The organism is Inquilinus limosus DSM 16000 (genome assembly GCF_000423185.1).
Taxonomy (GTDB): Bacteria; Pseudomonadota; Alphaproteobacteria; order DSM-16000; family Inquilinaceae; genus Inquilinus; species Inquilinus limosus.
Map to the genome: position 1 here is coordinate 1 of NZ_AUHM01000031.1, position 14,730 is coordinate 14,730.

Annotated in this window: 17 protein-coding genes; 3 read left to right on the plus strand and 14 right to left on the minus strand. The window is 69.0% G+C overall.

Features of this window, described 5'->3' with window-relative positions:
- Both G537_RS0122875 and G537_RS0122880 read right to left on the minus strand, forming a co-directional pair.
- On the minus strand, nt 1-254 hold a 254-nt coding region (locus tag G537_RS0122875), incomplete at its 3' end, for a transposase (RefSeq protein WP_034852713.1).
- A gap of 34 nt (nt 255-288) precedes the next feature.
- The gene (locus G537_RS0122880; protein WP_026872101.1) at nt 289-825 is read right to left on the minus strand and encodes an MFS transporter; all 537 of its coding nucleotides are present in this window, start codon (nt 823-825) and stop codon (nt 289-291) included.
- A 183-nt stretch (nt 826-1,008) separates the two neighbouring features.
- Here G537_RS0122880 and G537_RS0122885 point away from each other — a divergent pair, with 183 nt between their 5' ends.
- On the plus strand, nt 1,009-1,803 hold the full coding sequence (locus G537_RS0122885; RefSeq protein ID WP_245579085.1) for an IclR family transcriptional regulator domain-containing protein: 795 nt from the start codon (nt 1,009-1,011) through the stop codon (nt 1,801-1,803).
- A gap of 6 nt (nt 1,804-1,809) precedes the next feature.
- On the opposite strand, the gene G537_RS0122890 is transcribed toward G537_RS0122885, so the two are convergent.
- From G537_RS0122890 to G537_RS0122915, 6 genes are all read right to left on the minus strand, one after another.
- The gene (locus tag G537_RS0122890) at nt 1,810-2,583 is read right to left on the minus strand and encodes a coniferyl-alcohol dehydrogenase (protein ID WP_026872103.1); all 774 of its coding nucleotides are present in this window, start codon (nt 2,581-2,583) and stop codon (nt 1,810-1,812) included.
- A gap of 52 nt (nt 2,584-2,635) precedes the next feature.
- Nucleotides 2,636-2,905 carry a hypothetical protein gene (locus tag G537_RS0122895; RefSeq protein WP_026872104.1) on the minus strand — a complete coding sequence of 90 codons (270 nt, stop codon included), beginning with the start codon at nt 2,903-2,905 and terminating at the stop codon, nt 2,636-2,638.
- Nucleotides 2,906-2,987: 82 nt separating this feature from the next.
- Nucleotides 2,988-3,308: a MocE family 2Fe-2S type ferredoxin gene (locus tag G537_RS0122900; RefSeq protein ID WP_026872105.1), complete on the minus strand. Its 321-nt coding sequence runs from the start codon at nt 3,306-3,308 to the stop codon at nt 2,988-2,990.
- A 104-nt stretch (nt 3,309-3,412) separates the two neighbouring features.
- Nucleotides 3,413-3,697, minus strand: coding sequence for a Rieske (2Fe-2S) protein (locus tag G537_RS0122905; protein WP_155888729.1), 285 nt, complete (start codon nt 3,695-3,697; stop codon nt 3,413-3,415).
- Between the two features lie 104 nt (nt 3,698-3,801).
- Nucleotides 3,802-4,926 (minus strand): 4-hydroxyphenylpyruvate dioxygenase, encoded by a 1,125-nt coding sequence (gene hppD, locus G537_RS0122910; protein ID WP_026872107.1) that lies wholly within the window; start codon nt 4,924-4,926, stop codon nt 3,802-3,804.
- A 255-nt stretch (nt 4,927-5,181) separates the two neighbouring features.
- On the minus strand, nt 5,182-5,955 hold the full coding sequence (locus G537_RS0122915; protein ID WP_026872108.1) for a ferredoxin--NADP reductase: 774 nt from the start codon (nt 5,953-5,955) through the stop codon (nt 5,182-5,184).
- Nucleotides 5,956-6,171: 216 nt separating this feature from the next.
- On the opposite strand from G537_RS0122915, the gene G537_RS0122920 reads away from it, so the two are divergent.
- A complete protein-coding gene (locus tag G537_RS0122920; RefSeq protein ID WP_026872109.1) occupies nt 6,172-7,371 on the plus strand; it encodes an amidohydrolase family protein in 1,200 nt (399 codons plus the stop codon).
- A 194-nt stretch (nt 7,372-7,565) separates the two neighbouring features.
- On the opposite strand, the gene G537_RS39395 is transcribed toward G537_RS0122920, so the two are convergent.
- Both G537_RS39395 and G537_RS39400 read right to left on the minus strand, forming a co-directional pair.
- A complete protein-coding gene (locus G537_RS39395) occupies nt 7,566-7,718 on the minus strand; it encodes a hypothetical protein (RefSeq protein ID WP_211230475.1) in 153 nt (50 codons plus the stop codon).
- A gap of 176 nt (nt 7,719-7,894) precedes the next feature.
- Nucleotides 7,895-9,100, minus strand: coding sequence for a calcium-binding protein (locus tag G537_RS39400; RefSeq protein WP_051248938.1), 1,206 nt, complete (start codon nt 9,098-9,100; stop codon nt 7,895-7,897).
- 247 nt (nt 9,101-9,347) lie between these two features.
- Here G537_RS39400 and G537_RS39405 point away from each other — a divergent pair, with 247 nt between their 5' ends.
- Nucleotides 9,348-10,853 carry a calcium-binding protein gene (locus tag G537_RS39405; protein WP_162146140.1) on the plus strand — a complete coding sequence of 502 codons (1,506 nt, stop codon included), beginning with the start codon at nt 9,348-9,350 and terminating at the stop codon, nt 10,851-10,853.
- Between the two features lie 9 nt (nt 10,854-10,862).
- Here the strand turns inward: G537_RS39405 and G537_RS0122940 are convergent, their stop codons facing one another.
- Genes G537_RS0122940 through G537_RS0122955 form a run of 4 tightly spaced genes read right to left on the minus strand, consistent with a single transcriptional unit; the run spans nt 10,863 to nt 14,697 of the window.
- Entirely contained in the window at nt 10,863-11,321 is a 459-nt protein-coding gene (locus G537_RS0122940; protein ID WP_026872110.1) for a MarR family winged helix-turn-helix transcriptional regulator, read from the minus strand.
- Between the two features lie 12 nt (nt 11,322-11,333).
- Nucleotides 11,334-12,038, minus strand: a complete 705-nt coding sequence (locus tag G537_RS0122945; protein ID WP_026872111.1) for an ABC transporter ATP-binding protein — start codon at nt 12,036-12,038, stop codon at nt 11,334-11,336.
- On the minus strand, nt 12,035-12,814 hold the full coding sequence (locus G537_RS0122950; protein WP_026872112.1) for an ABC transporter ATP-binding protein: 780 nt from the start codon (nt 12,812-12,814) through the stop codon (nt 12,035-12,037). Before G537_RS0122950 ends, G537_RS0122945 begins: the two co-directional genes overlap by 4 nt.
- Nucleotides 12,811-14,697 carry an ABC transporter permease gene (locus G537_RS0122955; RefSeq protein ID WP_026872113.1) on the minus strand — a complete coding sequence of 629 codons (1,887 nt, stop codon included), beginning with the start codon at nt 14,695-14,697 and terminating at the stop codon, nt 12,811-12,813. Before G537_RS0122955 ends, G537_RS0122950 begins: the two co-directional genes overlap by 4 nt.
- Between the last annotated feature and the right edge of the window lie 33 nt (nt 14,698-14,730).

Here is a 14,730-nt window from a genome sequence, read left to right on the forward strand (position 1 = left end):
CGCTCCAGCCGCCGGCTCGACGCGATCCGGTTCAGATAGCCGTAGAGGTAGATCTTGAGCAGCGTCGCCGGATGGTACGACGGCTGGCCGGTCGCCTCCGGCACCACGCCGGCAAAGCCCAGACCCGCCAGATCCAACTCCTCGACGAAGGCCTCGACGGCGCGGACCGGATTGTCCTCGCCGACATAGTCGTCCAAGCAGTCCGGCAGCAGCGTGGTCTGACGACGGTCCTGCCCCTCGACGAAACGCTTCACGCCTGCCCCCGTTTGAGCCGCCCCGAGCAGCGTATCAGATCACAGCGTTTTCACACGGCCTGGACCCGAAGAAGCCGCGGTGCCGGCGCGCGGCCACCTCGCTCATATAGGTGGCGCTGGTGCCGTATTCGCCGCCGACCGACAGGCCCTGCACCAGCCGGGCCAGCAGCAGCAGGACGCCCGCCGAGGCGCCGATCGACTCGTAGGTCGGCAGCAGCGCGATCGCCAGCGACCCGGCGCACATCATCAGCACCGACAGCATCATCGAGCTGCGGCGCCCGTGCCGGTCGGCGATCCGGCCGAACAGCCAGCTGCCGATCGGCCGCATCAGGAAGCCGGCGGCGAAGATGCCGGCGGTGTTCAGCAGCTGGCTGGTCGGGTCGCCCTTCGGAAAGAAGGCGCTGGCGAAATACAGCGATGTGAAGGCGTAGGTGTAGAAATCGTACCACTCCACCAGATTGCCGGAGGAGCTGCCGACGATCGCCGCGATCCGGCTGCGGGTGCTGAGCGCGGCGACGGCCGCGTTCTGCGCCGGCGCCGCCGGCCGGCTGTCGGGGGCGGTTACGTCCATGCGGATGTCCTCGATCTCGTCAGGTTCGGGCCCGTCCCGGCCGGTTGCGCATGGCGGCGCTGCCGATCCGTTCGGACGGTGACGCTGGTCGTCATCCCGGACGCCTCCCGATCGTCTTCTCTGCCCTGATCTCTTGTGCCCGGCCCCGGATGCGGTCAAGAATTCGTGCGCATAGCGAAAATCTTGTTCGCTCAGCGAACAGAATGGGAGGACATCCTGCGCGACGAGCAGGTCGTCTCGTTCCGCAAGGGGCTCGACATCATCCGCAGCTTCGGCGCGGGCCACCGGCGGCAGACCATCACCGAGGCGGCGTCGCGCACCGGGATGACCCGCGCCGCGGCGCGGCGCTTCCTCCTGACCCTGTGCGAGGCCGGCTACGCCCGCAGCGACGGTAAGCATTTCGAGCTGACGCCGGCGATCCTGACGCTCGGCCACAGCTTCCTGTCCGGGATGGGCGAGATCGAGCGGGTGCGCGACGCGCTGCTGGCGCTGACCCGCGGCCTGGGCGAATCGGCCTCCGCCGCCATGCTGGACGGGACCATGATCACCTATGTCGCCCGCTCGCCGGCGGCGCACCGGATCATGACGGTCGGCCTCGGCGTCGGCACGCGGCTGCCGGCGCACGCCACCTCGATGGGCCAGGCCCTCCTGGCGACGCTGCATCCGCGTGAGCTCGAGCGCTATTTCGAGTCGGCGGTGCTGGAGCGGTTCACCGAGCACACGCTGACCACCCGTGCCGCCTTGACCGCCCGGCTGGCCGAGGTGCGCGGCCGCGGCTACGCCCTGGTGTCGGAGGAACTGGAGACCGGGCTGCGCTCGATCGCGGTGGCGGTGCCCGGCGGCATCTCGGCCGGCAACCTGGCGATCAATATGAGCGCCCCGGCCGGGCGGGTCGGGGCGGAGGAGATGCGCGAGCGCTTCCTGCCGGCGCTGCAGGAGGCGGCGCAGGCGATCGCGCTGGCGGTGCAGCGCTCCTGAACCCGGCTACAGCCCGTGGCGGCGGTCCATCACATGGGCGTGAAGGCCGCCGTCGACGGGCAAATTGGCGCCGCGGATCCAGCCGGAGGCGTCGGACAGCAGGAAGCCGACCACCGGGGCGATGTCCTCGGGCCGGCCGGGCCGGTCCATCACCGCCATGTCCTGCTCGGCCCGGGCGCCGAGCGTGGCGATGAAATCCTGCAGGATCGGGGTATCGACCGGCCCGGGGCTGACTGCGTTCATGCGGATGCCGCGGTCGCGCCAGGTCCAGCGGTTGTGGTAGGTCCAGGCGATCAGCGCTTCCTTGGAGAAGAAGTAGCTGCGGGCGCCCCTGATGCCGTGGCGCTGGCAGAACGCCTCGACGCCGTCGAAGTCGAGATCCTCGCTGGCCCGGACCGCGGGCAGCGCCTCGGGCCAGTCGAGCCCGGCGATCGAGGCGAGGTTCACGATCGAGGCGCCGTCGGCCAGCTTCGGCACCAGCCGCACGGTCAGGTGCTTCAGCCCGACCAGGTTGACGCGCAGCACCTCCGCCTCCGGCCGGGTCGGCGGCAGGCCGGCGATATTGGCCAGGCCATGGGCGCCGGCGGGCAGCGCCGCGACCAGGGCGTCGATCGCGGCGCGGTCGGACAGGTCGGCGGCGAAGAAGGCGTCGGCCGCCTCCGCCGGTTCGCGCCGGTCGACCGCGATCACCCGGCCGCCCCAGGCCTTCACCAGCCGCGCGGTCTCGGCGCCGATGCCGGAGGCGGCGCCGGTGACGATGATGGTCTTGCCCGTCAGCACGCTCGCCTCCTCGCTCGGATCGCAACTGGGTGACCCGGAGTGATGGTCGCGGTCAACCGGTGGGATCGATAGTGTCGTTCGCGACCTGCTGCCGGCTGGCGTGGATGATGCGGCTGATGGGCTCGGAAAGATCGAAAATCTGTTCTTTCATCATATCGGCATAAAGCTGGGCGACAGTCCGCTCGAGTTCGGCCAGGTACCGCGGGTCGACATCCTCGCGGAGGCGATCCGCGTCCAAAGCGGTTTTGACCGCATCATGAGCCCGTCGACGGGCGGCGAAGACCGCTCGCGCCTCCTTCGCCTCGTCGGAGTCCGTCGGCATGCCGATACCCTCAGCAGTGGCAAGAGCAGTCTAGCCAAGGCGCCTGGACGTGGCGAGATGCGCCGCCGGTCCATCCCGCGTTTCATTCCGGCCGGAGATAGACCCGGCCGCCCTCCACCTTGACCGGATAGGTCTGCAGGTCGACGCAGACCGGGGGCTCCTTGGCCTCGCCGGTGGTGAAGTCGAAGCTGCCGCCGTGCAGCGGGCATTCGATGGTCGTGCCCATCACCAGCCCGTCGGTGAGGAGGGCATATTCATGCGTGCACAGCGCGTCGGTCGCGAAATAGCGGTCGTCCTCGGTGCGGTAGATGGCGAAGCTGCGTCCGCCATGGTCGAAGCGGATCACCTCCTCCCGGTCGATGTCGTCGGTCGCGCAGGCGTCGATCCAGGCATCCTCGGCCATGTCGTCTTCTCCCTCGATGCGTCCTCCTGCACCGCCCCGCTTGTCCGCGGGCGTCGCGAGGAAGGGTAGCCCGAGGCGGTGTTGTCCTCAACGCGCCACCCAGCTCACCCCATCACGACCGTGCCGTCGGCCTCCACCCGCACCGGAATCGGATCGAGGCCGCAATCGGCCGGGCCGGAGATCGGGCTGCCACTGTCGGCGTCGAACTCGGCGAAGTGGTTGGAGCAGACGATGCGTTGCCCGTCCGCGCTCAGCACGCTGCCGCCGCGCCAGGTCAGCGGCAGGAAGGCGTGCGGGCAGGCGTCGAGGAAGGCGCGCACCGCACCGCCGCGACGGACCAGCAGCATGGAGAAGACGCGGCGGCCGGCGCCGAAGGCGAGCTGTCGCACGCCCGGATCCTCGATCTCATCCAGGCGGGCGAGGGCCGTTCCCGACGCCGGGGCGTGCGGATGCCGGCGCCAGGACGGCTCCGCCGCGCCCCCGAACCCTCCGCTCACGCCGCGTGGCTGCTGTCGGCGGACAGCACGCCGCGCCGGATCTGGTCTTCCTCGATGCTCTCGAACAGGGCGCGGAAATTGCCCTCGCCGAAGCCGTCGTCGCCCTTGCGCTGGATGAACTCGAAGAAGATCGGGCCGATCACGGTCTGCGAGAAGATCTGCAGCAGCACCTTGGTGTAGCCGCCCTCGACCACGCCCTCGCCGTCGATCAGGAGACCGAGCTCGCGGAGCCTCTCGACCGGCTCGCCATGCTTCGGCAGGCGGCTGTCGATCCTCTCGTAATAGGTGTCGGGCGGGGCCGGCATGAAGGCCAAGCCGTTCTCGGCCAGACGGCTGACCGAGGCGTAGATGTCGCGGCAGCCCAGCGCCACGTGCTGGATGCCCTCGCCGTTGTATTCGCGCAGATATTCCTCGATCTGGCTCTTCTCGTCGGCGCTCTCGTTGATCGGGATGCGGATCTTGCCGTCCGGGCTGGTCAGGGCCCGGGAATAGAGCCCGGTCAGCTTGCCGCTGATGTCGAAGTAGCGGATCTGGCGGAAGTTGAAGAGCCGGCTGTAGAAGTCGACCCAGACATCCATCTGGCCGCGATGCACGTTATGGGTCAGGTGGTCGACATAGTAGAGGCCGGCGCCCTCCGGATGCGGCTCGGCCTCGCCGATCCAGTCGAAATCGACGTCGTAGATCGATCCCTTCGGGCCGTAGCGGTCGACGAGGTAGAGCAGCGAGCCGCCGATGCCCTCGATCGCCGGGATGCGCAGCTCGCCGGCATTGACCCAGGTCTCGACCGGCTTGGCGCCCAGCGATACGGCGCGCCTGAAGGCGTGGTCGGCGTCGGCGACCCGGAAGGCCATGGCGCAGGCGCAGGGGCCGTGCCTGCGGGCGAAGTCGCTGGCGAAGCTGTCCGGCTCGGCATTGACGACAAAGTTGATGTCGCCTTGGCGGTACAGCGTCACCCGCTTCGACTTGTGCCGCGCCACCGGGATGAAGCCCATGGTCTCGAACAGCGCGCCCAGCTTCTCCGGCTCCGGCGAGGCGTATTCGACGAACTCGAACCCGTCCGTCCCCATCGGGTTGTCGTCGCTGATCTCGGCCGGCGGGGCGTCGTGCGGATAGGGGCCCATGCTGCTCTCCCTGGCTGGCTTTCCGAGGATGATGTTACCAGCTGGCGCATGGTCGTTCCGTGCGAAACGAGGGGAGAAGAGAGGCAATCATGCATGATTTCAGCATGAATGGCGTTTCGCGTGCTGGAATTCAGCAAAGAGCTTAGGTGTTGGGTTCGCGGAACGCGAACCCAACCTGCGGACTGGAAACAAAAAAGGCCGCCGGATCGCTCCGGCGGCCCTGATGTCTCTCTGCGGCGGCGTCGCCGCCGGCGCTTACTTCTCGACGAAGGCCTTCTCTATGACGTAGTCGCCCGGCTCGCCGTGATTGCCCTCGACGAAGCCGCGCTCCTCCAGGATCACCTTGAGATCGGCCAGCATCTGCGGGCTGCCGCACAGCATCACGCGGTCGTGCTCGACCGCCAGCGGCGGCAGGCCGATATCCTCGAACAGCTTGTTCGAGACGATCAGGTCGGTGATCCGGCCGCGGTTGCGGAACGGCTCGCGCGTCACCGTCGGGTAGTAGATCAGCTTGCCGCGGATCTCCTCGCCCAGGAACTCGTCCTGCGGGAGCTCCTGCGTGATCAGCTCGCCATAGGCCAGCTCGGCGACCTGGCGGCAGCCATGCAGCAGCACCACCTTCTCGAAGCGCTCATAGGTCTCGGGGTCGCGGATCAGGCTCAGGAACGGCGCCAGGCCGGTGCCGGTGCCCAGCAGGTACAGGTTGCGGCCGGGCTTGAGGTTGTCCAGCACCAGCGTCCCCGTCGCCTTGCGGCCGACAATGACCGGGTCGCCTTCCTTCAGGTGCTGCAGGCGCGAGGTCAGCGGGCCGTTCTGCACCTTGATCGAGAAGAACTCGAGCCCGTCCTCGTAGTTCGGGCTGACGACGCTGTAGGCGCGCAGGAGCGGCTTGCCCTCGACCTCGATCCCGATCATCGTGAACTGGCCGTTCTTGAACCGGAACGTCGGGTTGCGGGTCGTCTTGAAGCTGAAGAGCGTGTCGGTCCAGTGATGGACGCTGAGAACGCGCTCCTCATTGAAGTTGCTCATGCCTCGTCACCCTTCGCTCACGACTACGCGCAAAATGTGGGAAATAGCTTCGCCAGCGTCCAGCCGATGCGTGTAGATTCTTCCGGCGAATTTTGCAAGGCGGCCTTGCTGCGGCATAATTTGTTTGTATACTAACAATAAATGCGAACGGATTGCGCTGTCAACCGTTCGCGACAGGCGAGGCGCCCCGCAGGGCAGAGCGACGAGGAAATGGTCATGGCGCATGACGAGCCGCAGAAGCCGGCCGGGCCGGCCAAGCTGGTGATCCGCAACATCGGCCTGCTGCTGAGCGGCAAGCTGGAGGCGCCGATCCTCGAGGCCGACACGGTGGTCGCGGTCGACGGCCGCATCGCTGCGGTCGGGCGAGAGAAGGATGTCGACACCGAAGGCGCCACCACCCTGATCGATGCCAACGGCACGACGCTGGCGCCCGGGCTGATCGACAGCCATGTCCATCCGGTGATCGGCGACTGGACGCCGCGGCAGAACCAGATCGGCTGGATCGACAGCAGCCTGCATGGCGGCGTCACCACCATGATCTCGGCCGGCGAGGTGCATCTGCCCGGCCGGCCGCGCGATGTGGTCGGGCTGAAGGCCTTGGCGGTCACGGCGCAGCGCAGCTTCTCCGCCTTCCGCCCCTCCGGCGTGAAGATCCATGCCGGCGCGCCGGTGATCGAGAAGGAGATGGAGGAGCAGGACTTCAAGGATCTGGCCGATGCCGGCGTCACCCTGCTGGGCGAGATTGGCCTCGGCGGGGTCAAGGACGGGCCGACCGCCCACCGCATGGTGCAATGGGCCCGCAAATACGGGATCCAGAGCACGATCCACACTGGCGGCCCGTCGATCCCCGGCTCCGGCCTGATCGACAAGGATGTGGTGCTGGAGACCGACGCCGATGTCGTCGGCCACATCAATGGCGGCCACACCGCCCTGCCGGACGGGCAGATCCGCTGCATCTGCGAGGGCTGCAGGCGCGGGCTGGAGCTGGTGCACAACGGCAATGAGCGGGCGGCGCTGTTCACCCTGCGCACGGCCCGGGAGATGGGGCAGCTCGAGCGCGTGATCCTCGGCACCGACGCTCCGGCCGGCTCCGGCGTGCAGCCGCTCGGCATCCTGCGGATGATCGCGATGCTGTCCTCGCTCGGCGAGGTGCCGGCCGAGACCGCCTTCTGCTTCGCCACCGGCAACACCGCGCGGATGCGCAAGCTCGACGCCGGCATCATCGAGCCCGGCTGGTCGGCCGATTTCGTCTTTCTCGACACCGCCCAGCACTCCGCCGGCACCTCGCTGCTGGAAAGCGTGCGGCTGGGCGACCTGCCAGGCGTCGGCATGACCGTGATCGACGGCGTGGTGCGCAGCCAGCGCAGCCGCAACACCCCACCGGCGACCCGGGTCCCGGTGGTGGTGAGGGGGTAGGGCGGCGCTTTCGAGATCGGCTTTCCGGCCCTTTCCGTCATGGCGAGCCGGCGAAGCCGGCGTGGCGATCCAGAGGACGGTGTCGCTGGATGGCCGCGCTCCTTCGGGGCTCGCCATGACGGGTCAATATTTCCCGGCAGATCTTGTCGAGACGGTGGGAGGCCGCCTCCCGGATACGGGCGGCGGCCATCCGGTCAGGTCTGGTTCCGGACGATGATCTCGGCCCCGGTCAGCGGCTTGTAGGAAGACGCGGGCGCCGCGAAGGCGTGGTGTAGCTCGGCCTTCAGCCGGTCGAACGCCTCCTTCTCCGCGCGCTCCTTGTCGCGGCGGTTCAGGTCCCGAGTCATATGCGTCGCTCACGAATCTGTATCTTCAACGTAAGCATAGATGAATACGATGGAAGCCGGGCGCCAAGCGAGGCCTGCATCGGCATGACCGTGACCGACATCGTGGTGCGCCGCCGGCGCAGCCGCGGTACCCCGCCGGCGATCGGGTTCCCTGGTGATGAAAAGGCAAGGACGACCTACAGCACGAAATCGGCGGCGGTCAGCGAGGCGTCGACGACGATCTGGACCAGGAAGTCCGTATGGCGGTCGCCGTCCACGTCCGCCCGGACCAGGAAGCTGCGTCCGGTCCCGATCGGCGTGATCAGCAGCTCGGCGCCGGCGCCGGTGTAGGTGGTGCCGGCGACGATGGTGAAGGCGGTGTCGCCGTTGGCGGCATCGCCGTCGGCATCGATGGCGCCGAGATCGACGATGTCGCCCTCGGCGCGGGAGAAGTCGTGGATCATCTCCCGGAAATCGGGATAGGTGGTGACGTCGGTGTCGGCCAGCGAGGTGTAGACGAAGCGGTCGGCCCCGGTCGCGTCGTAGAGATCGTCGCCATAGAGGTTGTCGTTGCCGGTGCCGCCGATGATCGTGTCGTCGCCGGCCTCGCCCATCAGCTGGTCGTTGTATCCCGCGCCGATGAGGAGGTCGCTGCCGTCGCCGCCGTAGAAGGCGTCGAAATAGTCGGCGCCTGTCGCGATATCGTCGCCGCCCATGCCGTGGAAGCTGTTGATCGCGCCCAGGCCGCGCAGGATGTTGACGCCGTCGTCGCCGGTCACGTTGATCCCGCGCAGCCGGCTGCCCTCGATGATCTCGATGCCGCTCAGCACGTCGCCCTCGGCATCGCCGCCGGTGCTGACCCCGGTGGTCAGGTTGATCGTCGGGCCGACCGGGCTGTCGGCATAGCTGACCGTGTCGATGCCGGAGCCGCCGATCAGATGGTCGGCCCCGGCGCCGCCGTCGAGCAGATCGTCGCTTTCGCCGCCGTTGAGCACGTCACGGCCCGCCAGGCCGAACAGGACGTCGTCTCCGGCCAGGCCGCGCAGCGCATTGTCGCCGGCATCGCCCGTGACGGCGTCGTCGAACAGGCTGCCGCGGACGATCTCGAAGCTGTCCAGCAGCACATCGCCCTCGGCGTCTCCGCCATGGGCGGAGCCGGCGGTCAGGTCGACCGAGACGCCGGCATCGCTGTCGCCGTAGTTGAGGGTGTCGATGCCCGCCCCGCCGCTCAGCGTGTCGGCGCCGGCACCGCCGTAGAGATTGTCGTCGCCGTCGCCGCCCTCGAGCCGGTCGTCGCCGCCCCGGCCGCGCAGCAGGTCGTCGCCGCCGAGGCCATGAAGGCTGTCGTCGCCGTCACCGCCGAACAGCCGGTCGTCGCCGTCGGTGCCGATCAGGATGGTCATCTCTCCCTCCCAATCCGTTGGACTATGCCGATCGCTCTGCAGTCCGCTTCATTTGAAATCTTATTCGATAAGAAGTTTATAGATTTCGGCCGAACGGAGTCCATCGCTGTCATGTGAAATCTTCTGAGCCGGATGCCGAGCAGGCACCGGCCATATCGTATGTTCGGTTGATGTGGCGGGCGGTTTGGAAAGCTACGATTCGCGCCAGAGGCGCCGCGGGGCGTCGGCGGGCACGGGGGCGATCCTGGTGAGCAACATCTTCGGCGACGACAATCCGAACACCCTTTACGGCACGGCCGCAGCCGATTCCGTGTACGGCCGGGGCGGCAACGACACGCTGATCGCGGTCGATGGCTATGACGAACTCTACGGCGAGGCGGGTGACGACATCCTGTTCAGCGGCGGCAGCAACAATGATCTCTATGGCGGGGACGGGAACGACACCGTCGACTACAGCCGTGCCGATCTCCTCGAAGGAGGCGCGCGTGCCAGGATCGGCATGCAGGTCGGCGGCAGCGGAGCCTCGCTGGCCGATACGATCGGAACGGATGTGGAGAATCTCACCGGGACGCTGTTCAGCGACTGGCTGATGGGATCCGCTGCGGACAACATCCTCAAGGGCGACGAAAGCCCCGACGTCTCGGGCTCCGGCGACGAGCTCTACGGCGAGGACGGCAACGACAGGCTCTATGGCTATCGCGGCGACGATAAGCTCTATGGTGGTGCCGGCGCCGATATTCTGTACGCAGGCCTGGAGGACGACAGGCTCTACGGCGATGCCGGCGCGGACGGTCTGAGCGGCGAGCAGGGCGACGACGTCCTGCGCGGCGGTGACGGCGACGACGGGCTGGAAGGCGGGAGCGGAGCCGACATCCTGCTGGGCGGCGCCGGCTTCGACACCGCCCGCTACACGACCAGCCTCGCCGGCGTGGCGGTGACGATCGGGGCCTATGGAATCGGCGGCGACGCCGAAGGGGATTTCGTCGGGCCGGACGTGGAGAATATCGGCGGATCGAACCAAGCGGACGTGCTGGTCGGCTCCGCCGCCGACAACCGTCTCGACGGCGAACCGCTCCGCACCCGCACGGGCGGGAACGACAGGCTCTCAGGGCTCGGCGGCAACGACACGCTTTCCGGCGGGTTGGGCGACGATATCCTCTACGGCGGCGCCGGGGCCGACCGGCTCGACGGCGGCGACGGTATCGACACCGCCAGCTACTTCACCGGCGCCACCGGGGTCGCGGTCAACCTCGTCGGCGGCACCGGTGCCGGCGGCGAGGCCCAGGGCGACACACTGGCTGGGATCGAGAATCTCTCCGGCAGCCAGGGCAACGACAGCCTGGTCGGGAACACCCTCGCCAATGGGCTGCAGGGCTGGAACGGCAACGACGTGCTCGCCGGGGCCGGCGGCAGGGACGTTCTCACCGGCGGCGCCGGGGCCGACCGCTTCGTCTATGGCAGCGCGGCGCAGAGCCCGGTCGGGGCCGGCGCCGACCGGATCACCGATTTCAGCCATGCCCAGGGCGACCGGATCGACCTCTCCGCCATCGATGCCAGCACCGCCGCGGCCGGCAACCAGGCCTTCAGCTTCATCGGCGGCGCCCTCTACACCGGCGTCGCCGGCCAGCTGCGCTATGCCGTCACCAACGGCATCACCACCATCGCCGGCGATCTCAACGGCGACAAGGTCTCGGATTTCCACATCCAGCTCACCGGCAGCATCGGTCTCGTCGCCGGCGACTTCGTGCTGTAGCGCGGCGACTCAGCTGAGCTTCCGCAGCAGCGTGATCAACGTCGTCCGCTCGGCTGCACTCAGCGGCGCCAGCGTCTCCTCGGTGATGCGGCGGGCGTTCGGCACGGTGCGCTCGGCCAGGGCCTGGCCGGCGAGGCTCAGGGCGACCTCCAGCCGCCGGCCGTCCTCGGGGTCGGGGCGGGTCTCGATCAGGCCGCGCTTGCCCAGGCGGTCGACCACGCCCTTGATCGTCGCCGCGTCCATCGCGGTGCGGCGGCCGAGGCGGTTCTGCGAGCAGGGGCCGCGCTCCAGCAGCTTGGCCAGCACCGCCCATTGCGTCGCGGTCAGGTCGTCGTCGCCGATGCCGGCGGCGAAGATCGCGGCGTGGCGCTGGCTGACCTGGCGCAGGATGAAGCCGATCTGGTCGTCGAGGATGTAAGGGGGCTGCTCGGCCCCGGACCCGCGCGTGGCGGAAACGGTGATGCTCATGGCCGGTTCCTATCACACCGCGAGATAGGCGTCGCGGATCTCCGGCTGCGCCTCCAGCTCCGCCATCGTGCCGCCGAAGCGGATGCGGCCGGTCTCGATGATGTAGGCGCGGTCGGAGATCAGCCGGGCGAAATGCAGGTTCTGCTCGGACAGGAGGACGCTCAGCCCCTCCCGCTTCATCGCCAGGATGGCGTCGGCCATCTGCTCGACGATCTTCGGCGCCAGCCCCTCCGACGGCTCGTCCAGCAGCACCAGGGACGGGTTGCCCATCAGGGTGCGGGCGATGGTCAGCATCTGCTGCTCACCGCCGCTCATCCGCCCGCCGGGGCGGCGGCGCATCTCGGCCAGGTTCGGGAACAGGGCGTAGAGCCGCTCCGGCGTCCAGGTCGGCGCGCCCGGCCGCGGCGGCTGCAGGCCGACCGCCAGGTTCTCCTCCACCGTCAGGTCGGTGAAGATGCGGCGGTCCTCCGGCACATAGCCGAGGCCAGCGCGGGCGATCTCATGCGTCGGCCTGGCGACGATCTCGGCGCCACGGAACAGGATCCGCCCCTCGCGCCGCGGCACCAGCCCCATCAGCGCGCGGAAGGTGGTGGATTTGCCGGCGCCGTTGCGGCCGAGGAAGGCGACGACCTCTCCCGCGCCGACCTCGAAGCCGACATCGAACAGGATCTGGGCCGGGCCGTAATGGGCGCTGAGGCTGGAGACGGAAAGCGTCATGCGGGCACCCTTTCCCGATGCCGGGCGTCGTAGACCAGGTCGTCGCCGAGATAGACGGCGCGCACCTGCGGGTCGCGGCGCACCGCCTCGGGCGCGCCCTCGGCGATCAGTGCGCCGCGGTTCAGCACCATGATCCGGTCGGCGTGCTCGAACACCACATCCATGTCGTGCTCGGTGAACAGCACGCCGATCCGGCGCTGCCGCGCCACCTCCGCGGTCAGGCGCATCAGCGCCGTCCGCTCCTTCGGCGCCATGCCGGCGGTGGGCTCGTCCATCAGCAGCAGCTTCGGCGCGTTGGCCAGTGCGATCGACAGCTCCAGCCGCTTGACGTCGCCATAGGCCAGCTCGCCGCAGGCCCGCTCCGCCGCGTCGCCCAGGCCGACGAGGTCGAGCAGCGCGTCGGCCTCGTCACGATAGGCGCAGCCGGCGAAGCGCAGGCCGAACCGGCGGTGATGCGACAGCAGAGCCACCTGAACATTCTCGCGCACCGTCATCGAGGCGAAGGTGGCGGCGATCTGGAAGGTGCGGCCGACGCCCAGGCGCCAGACCCGGCGCGGCGGCAGGCCGGTAATGTCCCGTCCCTCCAGCCGGACGCGGCCGGCATCGGGCCGGATCTGGCCGTTCAGCATGTTGAAGCAGGTGCTCTTGCCGGCGCCGTTCGGGCCGATCAGGGCCAGGATGCCGCCGGCCTCGAGCGTGAAGTCGACGCCGCGCACCGCCTGCACACCGGCATAGGATTTGGCCAGGCCCTCGACCTGCAGCAATGGCGCGCTCATTCAGCGGCCTCCATACGGGATGCCGCGGCCGAGACTGATGTCACAGGCTTTCGCCGTCTCGCGCGGATCTCCTCGACGAAGCCGACGAGACCCTTGGGGAAGGCCACCACCAGCAGCACGATGATGCCGCCCAGCACCAGCTTCGACAGGTCGGTCTGGCTGACCAGCCAGATCGCCAGCGCCTTGTAGACGATGGCGCCGACCACGGCGCCCGACGCGGTCTCGATGCCGCCCAGCAGCACCATGACCAGCCCGTCGATCGACAGCGGGATGCCGAGATTGTCCGGGAAGACGCTGCCCTTGAGGAAGGCGAACATTGCGCCGGCCAGCCCGGCCGTGGTGCCGGCGACCAGGAAGGCGGCCCATTGCACGCCGGCCCGGCCGATGCCGATCGCCTCCGCCCGCTGGGTCGAATCCCTCACCCCGCGCAGGGCATAGCCGAAGGGCGAGAAGGTCAGCACCCGCAGCAGGGCGATGCCGGCGGCGGCCACGGCCAGCGCCAGCCAGTAGAAGCCGGCCGGGCTCGACGCCCAGGAGGAGGGCCAGATCCCCAGCATGCCGTTGTCGCCGCCGGTCAGCTCGACCCATTGCGTCGCCACCGACCAGGTGATCTGGGCGAAGGCCAGGGTCAGCATGGCGAAATAGACGCCGGACAGGCGCACGCAGAAGGCGCCGAACAGCGCCGCGCCGACCAGGCCGAAGACCGGGCCGGCCAAGAGGGCCGCCTCCATCGGCAGGCCCATCGCCTTCACCGCGAAGGCCGCGCCATAGGTGCCGAGGCCGAAATAGGCGGCATGGCCGAAGGAGGCGAGGCCGCCGGTCGTCATCAGGAACTGCAGGCTGGCGGCGAACAGGGCGAAGATCGCGATCTCGGCCGCCACCGCCAGGGCATAGCCGCCGGCCACCGTCGGCAGCAGCGCCGCGGCCGCGAGCGCGGCCAGCAGGGCGACGCGCTCGCCGGTGCCGAACGGGCGCCAGGGCCGGATGGCGATGCCGATGGTGGGGCGGGCCGCCGCCTCCGGCTTGCCCAGCAGGCCCCAGGGCCGCACCACCAGCACGCAGGCCATCACCAGGAACACCAGCACCAGAGAGATGGTGGGGAAGACCAGGATGCCGAAGGCGTTCAGCTCGGACACCAGCACCGCGGCGATGAAGGCGCCGGGCACGCTGCCGAGGCCGCCGATCACCACCACGACGAAGACCTCGACGATGATGCGCAGGTCCATGGTGTGGGTGACCGCGTCGCGCGGGATCTGCAGCGCCCCGCCGAGCCCGGCCAGGAACACGCCGAGGGCGAAGACGCTGGTGAACAGCCATTTCTGGTTCACGCCCAGCGCCGCCACCATGTCGCGGTCCTGCGTCGCCGCCCGCACCAGCACGCCCCAGCGGGTGCGCCGGAACAGGAGCCACAGCAGGCCGAGCACGACGGGGCCGAGGACGATCAGGAACAGGTCGTAGAGCGGCAGCCTCTGGCCCAGGATCTCGACCGCACCGCGTAGCCCCGGCGCGCGGCGGCCGACCAGATCCTCCGGCCCCCAGATCAGGACCGCGAGGTCCTGGACCATCAGGGTGACGCCGAAGGTGGCGAGCAGCTGGAACAGCTCCGGCGCCCGGTAGATCCGGCGCAGCAGCACGATTTCCAGAAGGGCGCCGAGCGCCGCCACGATCAGGGCCGCGGCCACCAGCCCGCCCCAGAAGCCCAGGGCGCCGGAGAAGCGTTCGGTCAGGGTGTAGGCGAGATACGCGCCCAGCATGTAGAAGGCGCCGTGCGCGAAGTTCACGATCCGCGTCACGCCGAAGATGATCGACAGACCCGACGCCACCAGGAACAGCGAGGCGGCGCTGGCGAGTCCGGTCAGGAACTGGGCGACGAGGAAATCCACCAAGCCTCTCCCGTTTTTTCCTAGTCCCCCCTC